Source organism: Sphingopyxis sp., from assembly GCF_016793825.1.
GTDB lineage: Bacteria > Pseudomonadota > Alphaproteobacteria > Sphingomonadales > Sphingomonadaceae > Sphingopyxis.
This window is the reverse complement of sequence record NZ_JAEULM010000019.1, coordinates 35,290-50,871: the sequence shown is the minus strand read 5'-3', so window position 1 is coordinate 50,871 and position 15,582 is coordinate 35,290. Positions and strand designations below refer to the sequence as shown.

Genomic DNA, 15,582 nt, shown 5'->3' with positions numbered 1-15,582 from the left:
CGACAGGGGCGCAGACGTTCCTCGGCTTGCGCCTTTCGCAAAAGAAGATATCCCGCTGAATTGCAGGAAACGGGGGCATTTTCAGCGCTATGTCAGACGTACAGCGGTTCCGTGCCGATATTCAGGGTTTGCGCGCGCTCGCGATCGTCCCCGTCGTCCTGTACCATGCGCATGAGCAATGGGTTCCGGGCGGTTACGTCGGGGTCGACATATTCTTTGTCATATCGGGTTATTTGATAACCGGCATCATCCTCAAAGAGATTGCCGGTGGCGGCTATTCGATCGCCGATTTTTATGAACGCCGAGCGAAACGCTTGTTTCCCGCATTGTTCGTGATGCTGACCGCCGTTGTCCTGGCCGGAATGATAATATTGCCGCCGCCTCAGCTTGCAAGCTTGGGAGAAGCCACGGTCGCAACAATCTTGTTTCTGGCGAACCTCTTTTACTTCCAAACGTCCGACTATTTTTCTCCCGCTGCCGAGTATCTTCCTCTTGTGCATACTTGGTCGCTGGCAGTTGAAGAGCAGTTCTATATAGCTTTTCCGTTAGTCATATATGCGCTGCGGCGGAACCGGAAACTTCTATTTGGTGTTACCCTTGCTGGTGCCCTGATGTCATTGGCGATGTGCGTGTGGCTGTTGGGAAGGAGCCCTTCTGCGGCGTTCTACCTGCCATTTGCACGCGCCTATGAATTGCTGATCGGTGCTGCACTGGCGATGGGTTTTGTGACAGCTGCGCCGTCGCAGTTCGTTCGCAATGCATTGTCGTTTGTCGGGCTGGCGATGCTGCTCTACTGCTTCGCCGTTTTCGACGATCTTACGCGATTTCCTGGGTTCGCCGCGCTGCTTCCTTGTGTTGGTACAGCCCTTGTCATCTATGCCGGGCAGGGTGGTTCTTCGCAGGGCGGGCGCCTGATTTCGGGAAGCTTCTTCCAGTTCTTCGGCAACATCTCTTACTCGCTTTATCTTTGGCACTGGCCGGTTCTCGTGCTGGCCCGATATGTGAACCTAGGCCCGCTATCGATTGGACAGGCCGGCGTTCTTGCGGCGGTTTCGACGACCCTTGCATGGGCATCCTATCGATATGTCGAGAAGCCGATCATCATGTCCCGTGGAAATCAACGGACGGTTTTCGCGGCATCGGCCGCGGGACTGATGGTCATCGGGGCTTCGTCCATGACGCTGTTCCATTTGAACGGACTGGAGGGACGCTTCAGCGATCGCGCGCTAGCTGCAATGAAGCAGGCGCGACAGGATTTCAGCCCCCGTCGAGGAGACTGTCATTTTCAGCATGTAGGCCAATTCCGCTATGCCGATGGCTGCGTTCTGGGTGGCGTCGGCGTTCCCGCATCAGTGGCGATTTGGGCGGACAGCTTCGGCGCCGAAATGGCCTATGTGATCGGGAAGCAGATGGAGGCGTCGGACGGGGCTGTTCGCCAGTTCACCGCATCGGCCTGTTCGCCCGGTCTGGACGAAAAGTCGACGTATGAAGAAAGATGCACTGCATTCAATCGAGAGGTTTTGGCCGGGCTTGAACGAGATAGAGAAATAAAGGCCGTCGTGGTCGCGGCACATTATCTGACCTATCAGGTCGACTATGCCGAACATGCCCGGAAACTCGAGTTTGCCGTCAGACGTCTCCAAACGAGTGGCAAAAAAGTGATACTGATTTACCCGGTGCCGGGGCCGAGTATGGACGTTCCTTCGGGACTCGCCATCCTCACCGACAGGAACGAGAGCGATCGTGGACTGGCCGCCAGCGCTCTCGCTTTTCATCGAGCAGCGGCGGAGATAAGTCGCCATCTGGACGGTGTAGTCGCGCGAACTGGCGCGGTCGCGATACGCCCCTCCGACCACTTATGTGGGCGGGATATCTGCCCTGCCATCGATCCCCTGGGGCATGCCCTCTATTTCGATGATCGCCACCTCTCGCTTCATGGCGTAGGAGTCCTGTTGCAAAAATCTGATCTGTTTCGAGTTCTTTCGGATACGGTGGCAAAACCGAAAGAAGAAGGCACTCCGTCGAGCGTCGGAATCCGTTGATTTCAGACGGTGTTGTGGATCGGCAGAAAAACGCTCCGCGACCGCCAAGAGTGTTGGCGAGGCAAGGCTCTCATTCTCCGTCGTGGCCCCGTAGCCGCCGTCGTCGTCTGGCTCTGTTCGGCGCGCCTCGCCCCTAAATGGGACAAATGCCCGTCCGGCCACGGGAATATTTACAATATGGCAAGGCATTGCGGGCATTGCGGACTCCTGCGTTAAAGGGGCCAGCAAGAGTTCGTTGATGGACATGCCATCGTCACATATTTCCGGTGATCAGGACGAGACCGCGACCGACGACGGATCGCGCGGCTTTTTCGGCAAGCTCGGCGCGCGCATGGGGCGCCAGCGCAGCGAGCCGGTGACCGCGAACCTGCATACGCGCGACGCCCTGCTGCTGCTCCAAAATTACGAGGAAAGTGGTCGTGGCTGGTTCTGGGCGACCGACGCCGAAGGCCGCATCACCTATATCACCGATGCCGTCGCCCGGTTGATGGGACGATCGAGCGGTGAATTGCTCGGCAAGGCCTTCACCGACCTCTTCCTCCCCGTCGACAGCCACGGCGAGCGGCAGCGCACCTTGCCCTTCCTGATGACGAAGCAGTCGAAGTTCGACGAACTGCCGCTGCGCAGCGCGTTCGAGGGCGACGATCGCTGGTGGGCCGTGTCGGGGCGCCCGCACCTCGACAGCGCTGGCAACCTTGCCGGATGGCGGGGAAGCGGCTCCGACATCACTGCGCAGCGCCGCTCGGCCGAAGACGCCTCGCGTCTCGCGCTCTATGATTCGCTGACGGGGCTCGCCAACCGGTTCCACATCTCGAAAAAGCTCGACACGACGCTCGCCGCATTTTCGCAGCAACAGCGAAGCTGCGCGATCATGCTGCTCGACCTCGACCGGTTCAAACAGGTCAACGACACGCTCGGCCACCCCGCCGGCGACGCGCTGCTAAGGCAGGTGGCGCAGCGCCTGCTCAAGATTTTCGGCGACAAGGAAATGGTGAGCCGCCTTGGCGGCGACGAGTTCCAGATCATCCTTCCCGACCTCGAGGATCGCGGCAAGCTCGGCGACATGGCGGCCGACATCATCGGCAGCCTGTCGCAGCCCTATTCTGTCGAAGGCAGCCGCTGCATCATCGGCGCGTCGGTCGGCGTCGCGATCGCGCCATTCGACGGGCAGACCAGCGACGACCTCATCCGCAACGCCGACCTTGCGCTCTACGCGGCGAAGGGGAACGGCCGCGGCCGCTTTCGCTTCTATTCGAGCGACCTTCACCAGGCGGCCGAGGACCGGCGCGCGCTCGAAGAGGATTTGCGCGACGCGCTGGCGCGCGGCGAGATGGAATTATCCTATCAGCCGGTCGTCCAGTCGAAATCGAACATGGTGACCGGCGTCGAAGCGCTCATCCGCTGGACGCATCCCGAGCGCGGAGTGATCTCGCCCGCGGTGTTCATCCCGATTGCCGAGGAAGCCAATCTGATCTGGCCGCTTGGCGAGTGGGTGCTGCGCAAGGCGTGCGAGGACGCCGCGCGCTGGCCGGGCGACCTGCGCGTCGCGGTGAATGTTTCGCCGATCCAGTTCGCGAACGAGGATCTGCCCAAGATCGTGGCGAACGCGCTGGCGACGACCGGCCTCCCCGCCGACCGGCTGGAGCTGGAAATCACCGAAAGCGTGTTTCTTGGGGATTCGGCCGAAACCGCCCTTATGTTCAAGGCGCTGAAGTCGCTTGGTGTCCGTCTGGCGCTCGACGATTTCGGAACCGGCTATTCCTCGCTCGGCTATCTGCAGTCGGCGCCGTTCGACAAGATCAAGATCGATCAGAGCTTCGTGCGCGGCGCGACCGTGCCGGGATCGCGCAACGGGGCGATCATCGCCGCGATCGTGGCGCTGGCCGAAGCGCTGGAGATGGAAACGACGGCCGAAGGCATCGAATCGCTCGACCAGCTCGACCTCATCCGCACGCTCAACGTCAGCCATGTCCAGGGCTATGTGTACAGCAAGCCGGTGGGGCACCAGTTGCTGATCGAACATGCCGAAGCGGGATCGTGGACGATCAAGCCCTCGGGACCGGCGAAGCAGCGCAACGACCGGTTCCAGATGTTCCGCAAGGTCGGCGCGATCCACGACAATCATCGCTACAATGTCGTCATCCGCAACCTGTCGACGACCGGCGCCTTCATCGAAGGGATATTGGACGTGCCCGTCGGCACCCGGTTCGTGATCGATTTTGGCGAAGGCCAGCTTGCGACCGCGACGGTTCGTCGTTCGATGAAGCATCAGCAGGGCATCGAATTCGAACAGACGATGGTCAGCGACGGCAATGGCGGGCTCTGCACGCGCCACCGCGTTTCGCCCTATCTGATCGCCGCCGCGACGCAGCAGGCGACCTCGCAGCTTGCGCTGCCGTCTTTCACGACGACGAACGACTGGAAAGCGGCGTAAACGGAACCTGAGCGGGACTGACCCGTTTTGTCTTCGACCATGATGGACGGAGATGACGATGACCGAGACCCGGATATTCGCGCGACTGAAGGCCGATCACGACCGGCACCGCGACCTGCTCGACCGTATCGACCAGACCGAGGGCGACAGCGACGATCGCCGCTATCTGTTCGAGAGTTTTCGAGTCGAGGTGACGGCGCATGCGGCCTCCGAGGAAATGTCGCTCTATGCAACGATGCTCGCCGACGCCGACTTGCGCGACGAGGCGCAGCACAGCGTTGCCGAGCATAAGGAGATCGAGGATTTCCTGACCGAATTGTTCGAGATGGATTTCGGATCCACCGGCTGGCTCACGCGCTTTCGAACGATGAAGGCGCGATATCTCCATCACATCGACGAGGAAGAGGAAGAAATGTTCCCCGTCGCCGAGAAGGGCTTGTCGGCCGCGAAGAAGCGCGAGCTGATCAAGATATTCGAAAAGGAAAAACCGAAGGAAAAGGCGAAAGCGGCCGAAGAAACGCCGTCGAGCGAAGAGGAAAAGGCGTGATGTGATAAACCCGGTCGCAGGACGAACGGCGGCCGTCACCCTCGACTTATCGCGCGCATCCCGTCATAGGCGCGCGCCATGAGCGACAGATTCACCTTTGCGATCGCCGCGACCGACGGCGCCGCGCGGACGGGCGTGATCCGGATGCAGCGCGGCGATATTCGTACGCCCGCTTTCATGCCCGTCGGTACCGCGGCGACGGTGAAGGCGATGCGGCCGGCGGACGTGCGCGCGACCGGCGCCGACATCATCCTTGGCAATACCTATCACCTGATGTTGCGCCCCGGTGCCGAACGCATGGCGCGACTGGGCGGCCTGCACGACTTCATGGGATGGGACCGGCCCATCCTTACCGACAGTGGGGGCTATCAGGTGATGAGCCTGTCGGCGCTCACCAAACAGAGCGAGGAGGGGGTGGCTTTCAAGAGCCATCTCGATGGATCGCGTCATATGCTGACCCCCGAACGCTCGATGGAAATCCAGCGCCTGCTTGGCAGCGACATCGTGATGGCGTTCGACGAATGCCCGCCGAACGGCGTCGATGCGAAGCGCGCGGAGGCGAGCATGGAACGCTCGATGCGCTGGGCCGCGCGCAGCCGCGCGGGCTTCGACGCGGGCGGCGAACATGCGGAACGCGCCGCGCTGTTCGGTATCCAGCAGGGATCGCTCGACGAAAAACTGCGCGCGCGCTCGGCCGAGGCGCTGACCGAGATCGGCTTCGACGGCTATGCGATCGGCGGTCTCGCGGTGGGCGAGGGGCAGCACGCGATGTTTGGCGTGCTCGATTTCGCACCGGGCCAGCTTCCGGCCGACAAGCCGCGCTATCTGATGGGGGTCGGCAAGCCCGACGATCTGGTGGGGGCGGTCGCGCGCGGCGTCGATATGTTCGATTGTGTGTTGCCGACACGATCGGGGCGGAACGGTCAGGCCTTTACCTGGGACGGGCCGGTCAATATCCGGAACGCCAAACATGCCGAGGATAAGGCACCGCTCGATCCGTCGTGCGATTGCCCGGTGTGCACGGGCTGGTCGCGCGCCTATCTGCACCATCTCGTCCGCGCAGGCGAAATGCTGGGCGCGATGCTGATGACGCAGCATAATCTGCATTTCTATCAGGCGTTGATGCAGGGAATGCGGACTGCGATCGCGGCGGGATCATTTGCTGCGTTTCAGCAGGACTTCGCGGCGCGTTACGGAAAATAGATCGGCACCCGGCGAAATAGTCGTCGCGATCGGAAGTCAGTTCAGCTTGCTGAGCAGGTCGAGCATCGACTGCGGAATCGTCTCGTCCACCGCGGAATCATAAGCGCGGCGCAGCGCGACATTGACGTCCTGCACCTTCCTGGGGAGTGGCTTTTCGGCGTCCTTCCCGGCCGGCTTGTCTGTCGGCGAACCGGATTTAGACGTCATTATAGTCGCATCTCTTGGACATAGGCCCTTGTGCTAACCGTGCGTAAACCAAAGCGCAATGCGCCTTTGTTCGTTAATCGTGAAACTATTTTACACTTGAATCGTTCCCAAGGGGTGAAATTATGTCGGCGCGCGGCAGGCTTTCGGTCGTGTTTCGCGCCTGTTCGGGGGTTTTGTCCCGTTTCTGGAGGGTTTTCTATGTCATTGGGTCAGGCGATCGCGCCGCATCTTCCCTATCTGCGGCGCTATGGCCGTGCGATTTCGGGGAGTCAGCAAAGCGGCGATGCGCTGGTCGCTCGGCTTCTGGAAACGCTGGTGGCCAATCCCGACGCCGTCGATACTGGCCACGATCTGCGCATTCAGCTCTATCGCATGGTGCACGACAATTTCGGTCTCGTCGCGGCCCGAGCGCAGCCGGCCGAAGAGGCCGTGGCGCCGGAAATCGCGATCGCGGACGCGCGGCTGCGCCGGATTCCGTCGCTGGCGCGGCAGGCGCTGTTGCTGACCGCAGTCGAAGGTTTCAGCCATGAAGAAACCGGCCGTATCGTCGGCCGCGACGCGGCGGCCGTGGACAAGCTGATCCATGAAGCGACCGACGAGATCGACCGGCAGACGCGCGCGCGCATCCTGATCATCGAAGATGAGCCGATCATCGCGATGGATATCGAGATGATCGTCCGCGATCTCGGCCACGATGTCGTCGCGGTCGCCACGACGCACAGCGAGGCGGTGGCTGAGGCGCAGAAGCATCAGCCGGGTCTGGTGCTCGCCGATATCCAGCTTGCCGACAACAGCTCGGGGATCGAGGCTGTGCAGGAAATCCTGACCGATGTGACGGTTCCGGTCATTTTCATCACCGCCTTTCCCGAGCGGTTGCTGACCGGCGACCGGCCCGAGCCGGCCTTCCTGCTGACCAAGCCCTATCAACCGGCAACGCTGCGCGCCGCGATCTCGCAGGTCCTCTTTTTCGACGAAAGCACGGTACCGGCCTGACGCCGATATCCTGAACCTTCGTCATTGCGAGCGAAGCGAAGCAATCTCCCGCCATCGGTCCGGCGCGAGGCCGATGGTGGGAGATTGCTTCGTTGCCTGCGGCGCCTCGCAATGACGAGGTGGGGGTTGCTACCCGTTCCATCGCAGGCGATAGCATCGGGCGATGACCGCCCTTGACGCTTCCGCGCGCCAGTCCGCGCTCGACCGGCTGACCGCCAACGCGCCTTTTCTCGCGCGGCTTGCCGAGATCAATCCCGACGATGTCACGCGCTTCCTGCGCGAGGGAACCGATGCGGCGCTGGGGCAGGTCGCGCCGCCGCCGGCCGGCGACGACATCATGCGCACGCTTCGACAATGGCGCGGACGGATGGCGCTGCTCCTGGCGCTGGGCGACCTGTCGGGGGAGCATGATGTTGCGACCACGACGCGGTTGCTGTCGATCTTCGCCGACGAGGCTTGCAACGCCGCGATCGCGGCGGCGTTTGCCGAACGGGTGCCCGATGAGGAGCCGCGCGGGCTCGCGGTAATCGCGCTGGGAAAGCTGGGCAGTCACGAACTCAACTATTCGTCGGATATCGACCCGATCCTGATCTTCGATCCCGACACGATGCCGCGCCGGTCGCGCGACGATCCCGGAGAGGCGGCGGTACGGATCGCGCGGCGGATGGTCGAAATCCTGTCGGCGCGGACGGCCGACGGACATGTGCTGCGCGTCGATCTGCGTTTGCGTCCGCATCCCGAGGTGACGCCGATCGTCCTGCCGGAAAGCGCGGCGATCTCTTATTATGAATCCGAAGCGCTCGCGTGGGAGCAGGCGGCTTTCATCCGTTCGCGCGCGTCGGCGGGCGACCGGGCGCTCGGCGAAAATTTCCTGGCGGCGATTCAGCCGTTCATCTGGCGCCGCAGCCTCGATTTCCGCCAGCTCAAGGAAATCGGGGCGATGAGTGACCGGATTCGCGATCATTTCTCGCAAGGGCAGGCGTTTGGGCCCGGCTATGACCTGAAGCGCGGGCGCGGCGGTATTCGCGAGATCGAGTTTTTCACGCAGGTCCATCAGCTCATCTATGGCGGGCGCGACCCATCGCTTCGGGTGCCTGCCACGGTCGATGCGCTCGCCGCGCTGACGAAGGCGGGCCGCATCGACGCCGATATCGCTGGGCGGCTCGCCGATCATTACGCGACGCTCCGCCGGATCGAGCATCGGCTCCAGATGATCGAGGACCAGCAAACGCACTCCCTTCCGGTTCAGCCTGCGGCGCTGGACGCGGTGGCGCGGCTCGATGGCGCGGCCGACGGTGCAGGGCTGCTGGCCGCACTCCTGCCGGTCGTGCGCGACGTCGGAACCTGCTACGACCGGCTTGTCGCCGAACGCGCGGTGACGACCGGCCTGCCGCGTGACGAGGGCGAACTTGCCGTCGCGCTGGTCGCCGCCGGCTTCGAGCCGCCCGACGCCGCGCTGCGCACGATCGCCGAATGGCGCGGCGGCAAGCTGCGCGCGCTGCGCAGTCCGGCGGCCCTGGAGGCGCTGGAAACCGTGCTTCCCGAACTGGTAAGGGCGATCGGCGCCGCACCCGATCCGCAAGCGACGCTGATCCGGTTCGACAAGCTCGTCAGCGGCTTGCCGAGCGCGGTCAATTTCTTCCACCTGCTCGCCGCGCAGCCCGAGCTGGCAAAGATCGCGACGCAGATATTGTCGCTGGCGCCGGCGCTCGCCGATGCGCTGGGCGCGCGCGTCGAACTGATCGAGGGGTTGATCGACAAGCGCGCGTTCGAGGCGCCCGCGACCAAGGCCGAGCTCTTGTCCGAATGGGCGCCGGGCCTTTCCGGGCTGGATTATGAACGGCTGCTCGACCGGGTTCGCGATCGGGTCGGCGAACGGCGCTTCGCATATGGGGTTCAACTGATCGCGGGTGCGACCGATCCGCTGACGATCGCGTGCGGCTATTCCGAACTCGCCGAGGCCGCGTTGCAGGTGCTTGCCGATGCGACGGTCGCCGAATTCGTCGCCGCGCATGGGCGGATCGCCGACAGCGAACTGGTTGTTCTCGCACTCGGGCGCCTTGGCGGCCGGGCGCTGACTCATGCCTCGGACCTTGATCTCATCTATCTTTTTACCGGCGACCATCTGGCCGAATCCGATGGGCCGCGTCCGCTCGGCGCGACGACCTATTACAATCGGCTGGCGCAGCGCGTGACCGGCGCGATGTCGGTGCCGACGGCGGCGGGCAAGCTTTACGACGTCGATACGCGGCTCCGGCCGCAAGGCGCGCAGGGGCCGCTGGTCGTCACGCTCGACAGCTTCGAACGCTATCAGCGCGAAGAAGCGTGGACGTGGGAACATATGGCGCTGCTCCGCGCCCGACCGGTCTATGGGTCGGATGCCGCCCGGGGCGAGGTACAGCGCATCATCGACGACCTGCTCGGGTCCCGTCGCGACCCCGAAACGCTCGCGCGCGACGCCGCCGACATGCGCGACAAGATCGCTGCGCACAAACCGCCAAAGGGAGCGCTCGACATCAAGGGCGGACCCGGCGGCCTCGTCGATCTGGAATTCGCGATGCAGGTCACCCAGCTTGCGAGCGGCCGGTGCCACGATCCGAATATCGGCTCCGCGCTCGCCTGCATGCGCGTTGACGGCCTCGCCCCTGCGGCGATTTGCGACGCGCACGCGCTGCTCGGGCGCATGCTCGTGATGCTGCGCCTGACTGCGCCTGAGGGCGAACCCGCGACGGCGGCCGCGCGCCAGCTCGTTGCCAGCCGCTGCGGCGAGCCCGGCTGGCCGCAACTGCTTGCGGCGCACGACGCGGCGCGGCAGGAGGTCGCCGACTGGTGGGCGTCGATTCGCCCCCCGCAGCAGGAGACAAGCGCATGACTCTCGCCCTTGGCGATGCCATCCCCGCCGTGAAACTCGCCGATGCCGACGGCGCGACTATCGATCTGGCGGCGATGAGCGGGGTGCCGCTGGTCGTCTATTTCTATCCCAAGGCCGACACGCCCGGCTGCACGGTCGAGGCACAGGACTTCACCCGCCTCGCGTCCGAATTCGCGCATCTGAAAGCACAGGTTCTGGCGGTGTCGCGCGACGCGCCAGCGAAGCTTTGCAAATTCCGCGACAAATATGGCCTGACTGTCCGGCTCGCCTCGGACGAGAATGGCGCCGTGTGCGAAGCCTTCGGCACCTGGGTCGAAAAGCAGAACTATGGGCGCACCTACATGGGGATCGAACGCTCGACCTTCCTGTTCGGGGCCGACGGCAAGCTGGCTCGGGAATGGCGTAAGGTGCGCGTGAAGGGGCACGCCGAGGCTGTGCTGGAGGCTGCGAAAGGTCTTTGATGCCAACGCTGGGCGAAGCCGCGCGCGCGGTCCTGCTGACGCCGGACCCGCACGCCAAGCGGCGCGCGGCCCGCGCGCTGGCCCGGTCCTGGCGGCGCGGCGATCTGGATCACCGCTGCGATGCACCGATGCCCGATCGGCCCGCATGGCCGGACCGGCCCGAATTGCTGTCGCCGGGTCAGATGCCGCGACGCAGGGGCGGGTCCGAACGCGGGCGGATCGCGATGCTCCACGCGCTCGCGCATATCGAATTCGTGGCGATCGACCTTGCCGTCGATCTTGTCGGACGCTTCGGCGGCGAGTTTCCGCGCGCCTTCGTCGATGACTGGATCGGCGTCGCCGCCGATGAAGCGATGCATTTCGCCTTGCTCGACCGCCGATTGCGCCAGCTTGGCAGCTTCTACGGCGAACTGCCCGCGCACGCGGGTCTCTGGGAGGCTGCGGAAGCCACTGCCGACGATGCGCTGGCGCGGCTCGCGATCGTTCCAATGGTATTGGAAGCAAGGGGGCTCGACGTGACGCCGGCGACCGTCGATCGCTTCCGTGCCGCTGGCGATGAAGCGTCAGCCAAAATTTTATCGCGTATTTACAACGATGAAATCCGCCATGTGACCGCGGGCACAGCCTGGTTCGGCCGAAAGTGCGATGAAATGGGATTCAACGTCGTCGAAACGTGGCAAAGCCTCGTAAAATCGCGATTCCGGGGAGCTCTGAAGCCTCCGTTCAACGACTCGGCGCGTCATCAAGCCGGTTTAACGCAAGACTTCTACGCCGTTATTGCTTGGTAAGCTTTGCGCCGTCATCACCGCTCGCGGGCAGGGAATTATCCCATCCGAAGCAAACATCCGGCACCAGAGGCCCTCGAAATCGGGCGCTGGCGACAAGGACTGCGGGGTCGATACGTGCGATACGCTTCACTGGCGCAAAAGTTTCATTTTGGCCTGATTTTCTGTGCTTCGGCACTGGTCGGCATCACCGCTCCGGCGGCGCACGCGGCCGATTCGGGCAGCGATGCCAGCATCGTGGTTCCCGACGAGCCCGATGACGACAGCTTCAACCCCACCGCGCAGGCTCCCGGCGAAGACAGCGAAGCGCGCGCGATTTTCCAGGCGTGGCGTCGTCTCGACACCGGCCTCACTGCCAGCATCGGCGTTGCGGTTCCGTCGCGCCGTCCGATCGAGAAGATGTCGCTGTCGTCCTCTTATGGCATGCGCGTCCACCCGGTGACTGGAAAGCTCGCGCGCCACAACGGCATCGACATCCCGGCGCCCTACGGCACCCCCATTTACGCGACCGCCGACGGCATCGTCGGCCGCGCCCAGCGCCTCGGCGGCTATGGCAATTATGTCGAGGTCGAACATGGCAACGCCATCCAGACCCGCTACGGCCACATGTCGTCCTATGTCGTCGTCCCCGGACAGTCGGTGCGGAAGGGTGACGTTCTCGGCTATGTCGGTTCGACGGGGCGTTCGACCGGCAACCACCTCCATTACGAAGTCCGCATCGAAGGCGCTCCGGTCAACCCGATGCCCTTCTGCCAGTCGGACACGATGTCGATCGCGGCGATGACGGGGAACAAGAAGCTCGCGATGGGCGGTCCCGAATAAACAGACTTTCCTGGGTCGGAGAGGAGGGGCGCTCGACGGTCACAGGCCGGGGCGCCCTTTTCATTTGGGGGAAGACCTCCTATCTTGCGAACATGGCCACACAGCTTTCCGATATCACTCTTTCGTCGGCCGCCGCGGCGCGCGTGCGCTGGATCGCCGAACGCAAGGGCGGGATCGAACCCGCGCTCAGGCTGGCGGTCGATGGCGGCGGCTGTTCGGGCTTCACATACCGCTTCGGACTGGCCGAGACGATCGACGGCGATGACATCATTGCCGAAACCGACGGCGTGAAGCTGGTGGTCGATCCGGTCAGCATCGATCTTGTCCGCGGCTGCGTTGTCGATTTCGTCGATTCGCTCGGTGGATCGTCGTTCAAGGTCGAAAATCCGAACGCCGCCTCGGGCTGCGGCTGTGGGTCGAGCTTCTCGATCTGACGCCTTTCTAAGCCGGTCGCTTCCTGCCATAGGAAGGGCCATGAAAGTCGCGACCTTCAATATCAACGGGATCAAGGCGCGCCTGCCGCGCCTCGTCGAATGGCTCGAAGAAACGCAGCCCGACATCGCCTGCCTCCAGGAACTCAAGTCGAGCGACGAGACGATGCCGACCAGGGAGATCGAGGCGGCGGGATACGGCTTTCTCTATCATGGGCAAAAGGGCTTCAACGGGGTCGCGATCCTCGCCAGGGACGCGCAGCCGGTCGAGATTCAGCGTGGCCTTGCCGGCGAAGCCGAGGATGAACAGTCGCGCTATCTGGAGGCCGACGTGCATGGCGTGCGCGTCGGCTGTCTCTACCTTCCCAATGGCAATCCGCAGCCGGGGCCCAAGTTCGATTACAAGCTGCGCTGGATGGCGCGGCTGCGCGAACGCGCCAGGACGCTGCTCGCGTCCGAAACTCCGGCGATCCTGACGGGCGACTATAACGTCATCCCGCACGACGATGACGTCTGGGACCCGCGCACGATGGCGACCGATGCGCTGATGCAGCCCGAATCGCGCGATGCCTGGTTTCGCCTGCTCGGCGATGGCTGGACCGATGCAATCCGCAGCCGCCATCCCATGGGCGGTGTCTGGACCTTCTGGGACTATCAGGCGGGTGGCTGGCAGCGCGATCACGGGTTCCGCATCGACCATCTGCTGCTCAGCCCGGCGCTGGCCGATCGGCTGATTGATGCCGGGGTCGACAAGGATCATCGCGGGCGCGAGAAGGCGAGCGACCACGCACCGACCTGGGCGGTCTTTGCATGATGTCGCTGTCCGCCAGCCGACTGGCGGACGTGCCGCTCTTCGCAGCGCTTGACGAGGCCGCGCGAACGGACCTTGCCGGGGCTTTCACGCCGCGCCATTTCACCGATGGCGAAGCGGTCCTGATCCAGAACGAGCGCGCCGAAGGGCTGTTCCTGATCGACGACGGCCGCGTCGATATCGGCAAACGCCTGCCCGGTGGCGGTCTGGCCTTGCTGGCGAAGGTCGGGGCGGGCGACGTCATCGGCGACATGGCGCTGGTCGGCCGCGATATCCGCCGCACCGCGATGGGGATCGCGCGCGGCGCGGTCGCGACATGGTATCTGCCCGCCGACCAGTTCCGCGCTGCGCTGTCGCAACTTCGCCCGGCGTCGCTGCAATTGCAGGCTGAACTGGGGCGGCTCGTCGCGGCGCGCGTCGTCGCGAAGGCCGGCGACATCGCGGCGCTGCTTATCGATGGTCCCGATGCTTTCACCCCGCGCCCGCAGCGGGCGCTGGCGCCGATCATCGAGGGTGATTTTGCGCCCGAACCCTTCCTCGCAAAGCTGCCTTGCTGCGCCGCGATGACGCCGGCGCAGCGCCTTGCCTTCTGGAATGCGGGCGAACGGATCGAGGCGGCGGCAGACACCGATCTCGCGCGCGTCGGCGCCGCGTCGGCGCGGGTCTGGCTCGTCGTGCGCGGCGCGGTACGCAGCGCGCTGCCGCACCGGGGCGGCATCTATCAGCTCACCGTCACGGGTCCGGGCCAGCTCGTCGGCATCGCCGCGATGCTGCTGGACGGGCCGCACGACCGCCTGCTCCGAACCAGCGAGCAGTCGACCCTTCTCGCCTTCGACCGAGCGACCTTCATCGAGATGATGGAAACGGGCGACACGCTCAGCCGCGAACTCGGCGCGTCGGTCAACGCCGACCTCGTCACCGCGCTCGATGCGCTCGACCAGGTCGAAGCGCGCATCCTCGCGATGCGCCGCGGCCACGCGGTCGCGGCCTAGGGTTCTGATCCTAAGGGGTCCTGACCCTAACGCGCGAGCGGTATCACCCTGAATCGGGGTAGGTTTCCATCCATCTCGGCGTGAACCATCGCATATTCGGGGACCGGCATCCACGTTGCGCTGTTCGATGACAGCGGTTCCGACGCGACGATCACCGCGCGAGGTTCCTCCTCGCCGCCAACCATCTGCCATTCGCCGTCGTGCAGCCCATAGTCGCGCCCCGTCGTGAACCACATCGACAGGAAATTCATGTTCGCCTCGTGCACCTGATCGGGCGATCCGGTGCGGTAATGCCCGAAGTCGAAGCAGTGGCGCAGGCCCAGTATCTGTCGTCCCGTGGTGACGAACAGATTGCAACTCGACGAAATTGCGATTCCGTGATGCCGCCGCGCCGCCTCGAGGATGTCGACCGTCTTCTGCACCGCCGCGACCAGCGCGTCGCGGTTCGGCTCGACGCGCCAGTCGGGAAGCTGCGACAGCAGGATCGCGTACACCCACTCGCTGTCGGTCGATCCGGAGATTTCGGCGAGCAGGGCGGGATCGATGTCGGCCATCAGCGTGCCCTTCATCTCGCCGATGCGATAAATGTCGCCGTTGTGCGCCATCGCGACCGCGGCGCCGGGAAAGTGGAAGGGGTGGGTGTTCTGCTCGCTCACCTTGACCGTCGTCGAATAGGCGACGCCGCGAACATGCGCGATGACGCATTCGGCGCGGGTCTTCACCGCCAGCGATTTCAGGTTGCCGTCGAAGACGGGAAGCGAGGGCGAGCGATAGCGGTAGGGTTGCTCGGGGACGAAACTCGTCGAATCCCACGCCATCATCCCGAACCCGGCCAGGTTCAGCATGTGCAGCATCTTGGGCATATAGGCCTGATTGACGAGGCTGCTGTCGGGTTTGAACAACAGGTCGTCGAGCTGCACCGGTTCGCCCAGATACATCATCGCCCGGCACATAATCTGTCCCCGCCCGCTGCCTTGGGTCA

Annotated in this window: 14 protein-coding genes; 12 read left to right on the top strand and 2 right to left on the bottom strand. The window is 64.0% G+C overall.

Translation table 11 applies throughout. The annotated features are described in order from the left end of the window. Window positions 1–89 precede the first annotated feature (89 nt). The 4 genes from JNM03_RS04505 (at window position 90) to tgt (ending at window position 6,226) form a co-directional block, all read left to right on the top strand. The gene (locus tag JNM03_RS04505; protein WP_294034750.1) at window positions 90–2,042 is read left to right on the top strand and encodes an acyltransferase family protein; all 1,953 of its coding nucleotides are present in this window, start codon (window positions 90–92) and stop codon (window positions 2,040–2,042) included. Between the two features lie 238 nt (window positions 2,043–2,280). Next, window positions 2,281–4,476, top strand: coding sequence for an EAL domain-containing protein (locus tag JNM03_RS04500; protein WP_294034749.1), 2,196 nt, complete (start codon window positions 2,281–2,283; stop codon window positions 4,474–4,476). A gap of 58 nt (window positions 4,477–4,534) precedes the next feature. Next, entirely contained in the window at window positions 4,535–5,023 is a 489-nt protein-coding gene (locus tag JNM03_RS04495; protein ID WP_294034748.1) for a hemerythrin domain-containing protein, read from the top strand. A 78-nt stretch (window positions 5,024–5,101) separates the two neighbouring features. Continuing rightward, window positions 5,102–6,226 (top strand): tRNA guanosine(34) transglycosylase Tgt, encoded by a 1,125-nt coding sequence (tgt, locus tag JNM03_RS04490; RefSeq protein WP_294034747.1) that lies wholly within the window; start codon window positions 5,102–5,104, stop codon window positions 6,224–6,226. Between the two features lie 36 nt (window positions 6,227–6,262). Here tgt and JNM03_RS04485 read toward each other — a convergent pair whose 3' ends face one another. Further along, the gene (locus tag JNM03_RS04485; protein WP_294034746.1) at window positions 6,263–6,433 is read right to left on the bottom strand and encodes a NepR family anti-sigma factor; all 171 of its coding nucleotides are present in this window, start codon (window positions 6,431–6,433) and stop codon (window positions 6,263–6,265) included. Between the two features lie 198 nt (window positions 6,434–6,631). Here JNM03_RS04485 and JNM03_RS04480 point away from each other — a divergent pair, with 198 nt between their 5' ends. From JNM03_RS04480 to JNM03_RS04445, 8 genes are all read left to right on the top strand, one after another. Next, a complete protein-coding gene (locus JNM03_RS04480) occupies window positions 6,632–7,426 on the top strand; it encodes a response regulator (RefSeq protein WP_294034745.1) in 795 nt (264 codons plus the stop codon). A gap of 163 nt (window positions 7,427–7,589) precedes the next feature. Then, entirely contained in the window at window positions 7,590–10,298 is a 2,709-nt protein-coding gene (locus JNM03_RS04475; RefSeq protein ID WP_294034744.1) for a bifunctional [glutamine synthetase] adenylyltransferase/[glutamine synthetase]-adenylyl-L-tyrosine phosphorylase, read from the top strand. Further along, the gene (locus JNM03_RS04470) at window positions 10,295–10,759 is read left to right on the top strand and encodes a peroxiredoxin (protein WP_294034742.1); all 465 of its coding nucleotides are present in this window, start codon (window positions 10,295–10,297) and stop codon (window positions 10,757–10,759) included. Before JNM03_RS04475 ends, JNM03_RS04470 begins: the two co-directional genes overlap by 4 nt. After that, entirely contained in the window at window positions 10,759–11,547 is a 789-nt protein-coding gene (locus tag JNM03_RS04465) for a ferritin-like domain-containing protein (protein WP_294034740.1), read from the top strand. Before JNM03_RS04470 ends, JNM03_RS04465 begins: the two co-directional genes overlap by 1 nt. Window positions 11,548–11,661: 114 nt before the next feature. After that, window positions 11,662–12,366: a M23 family metallopeptidase gene (locus JNM03_RS04460; RefSeq protein WP_294034738.1), complete on the top strand. Its 705-nt coding sequence runs from the start codon at window positions 11,662–11,664 to the stop codon at window positions 12,364–12,366. Between the two features lie 92 nt (window positions 12,367–12,458). After that, entirely contained in the window at window positions 12,459–12,800 is a 342-nt protein-coding gene (gene erpA / locus JNM03_RS04455; RefSeq protein ID WP_294034736.1) for an iron-sulfur cluster insertion protein ErpA, read from the top strand. Between the two features lie 40 nt (window positions 12,801–12,840). Next, a complete protein-coding gene (gene xth / locus JNM03_RS04450; RefSeq protein WP_294034735.1) occupies window positions 12,841–13,611 on the top strand; it encodes an exodeoxyribonuclease III in 771 nt (256 codons plus the stop codon). Next, window positions 13,608–14,600, top strand: coding sequence for a cyclic nucleotide-binding domain-containing protein (locus JNM03_RS04445; protein WP_294034733.1), 993 nt, complete (start codon window positions 13,608–13,610; stop codon window positions 14,598–14,600). Before xth ends, JNM03_RS04445 begins: the two co-directional genes overlap by 4 nt. A 26-nt stretch (window positions 14,601–14,626) precedes the next feature. On the opposite strand, the gene JNM03_RS04440 is transcribed toward JNM03_RS04445, so the two are convergent. Next, window positions 14,627–15,541: a class II glutamine amidotransferase gene (locus JNM03_RS04440; RefSeq protein WP_294034731.1), complete on the bottom strand. Its 915-nt coding sequence runs from the start codon at window positions 15,539–15,541 to the stop codon at window positions 14,627–14,629. Window positions 15,542–15,582: the final 41 nt, after the last annotated feature.

Coding starts and splice junctions, on each gene's coding strand:
- JNM03_RS04505 (WP_294034750.1), top strand. CDS start 90: ATGTCAGACGTACAGCGGTTCCGTGCCGATATTCAGGGTTTGCGCGCG.
- JNM03_RS04500 (WP_294034749.1), top strand. CDS start 2,281: ATGGACATGCCATCGTCACATATTTCCGGTGATCAGGACGAGACCGCG.
- JNM03_RS04495 (WP_294034748.1), top strand. CDS start 4,535: ATGACCGAGACCCGGATATTCGCGCGACTGAAGGCCGATCACGACCGG.
- tgt (WP_294034747.1), top strand. CDS start 5,102: ATGAGCGACAGATTCACCTTTGCGATCGCCGCGACCGACGGCGCCGCG.
- JNM03_RS04485 (WP_294034746.1), bottom strand. CDS start 6,433: ATGACGTCTAAATCCGGTTCGCCGACAGACAAGCCGGCCGGGAAGGAC.
- JNM03_RS04480 (WP_294034745.1), top strand. CDS start 6,632: ATGTCATTGGGTCAGGCGATCGCGCCGCATCTTCCCTATCTGCGGCGC.
- JNM03_RS04475 (WP_294034744.1), top strand. CDS start 7,590: ATGACCGCCCTTGACGCTTCCGCGCGCCAGTCCGCGCTCGACCGGCTG.
- JNM03_RS04470 (WP_294034742.1), top strand. CDS start 10,295: ATGACTCTCGCCCTTGGCGATGCCATCCCCGCCGTGAAACTCGCCGAT.
- JNM03_RS04465 (WP_294034740.1), top strand. CDS start 10,759: ATGCCAACGCTGGGCGAAGCCGCGCGCGCGGTCCTGCTGACGCCGGAC.
- erpA (WP_294034736.1), top strand. CDS start 12,459: ATGGCCACACAGCTTTCCGATATCACTCTTTCGTCGGCCGCCGCGGCG.
- xth (WP_294034735.1), top strand. CDS start 12,841: ATGAAAGTCGCGACCTTCAATATCAACGGGATCAAGGCGCGCCTGCCG.
- JNM03_RS04445 (WP_294034733.1), top strand. CDS start 13,608: ATGATGTCGCTGTCCGCCAGCCGACTGGCGGACGTGCCGCTCTTCGCA.
- JNM03_RS04440 (WP_294034731.1), bottom strand. CDS start 15,541: ATGATGTATCTGGGCGAACCGGTGCAGCTCGACGACCTGTTGTTCAAA.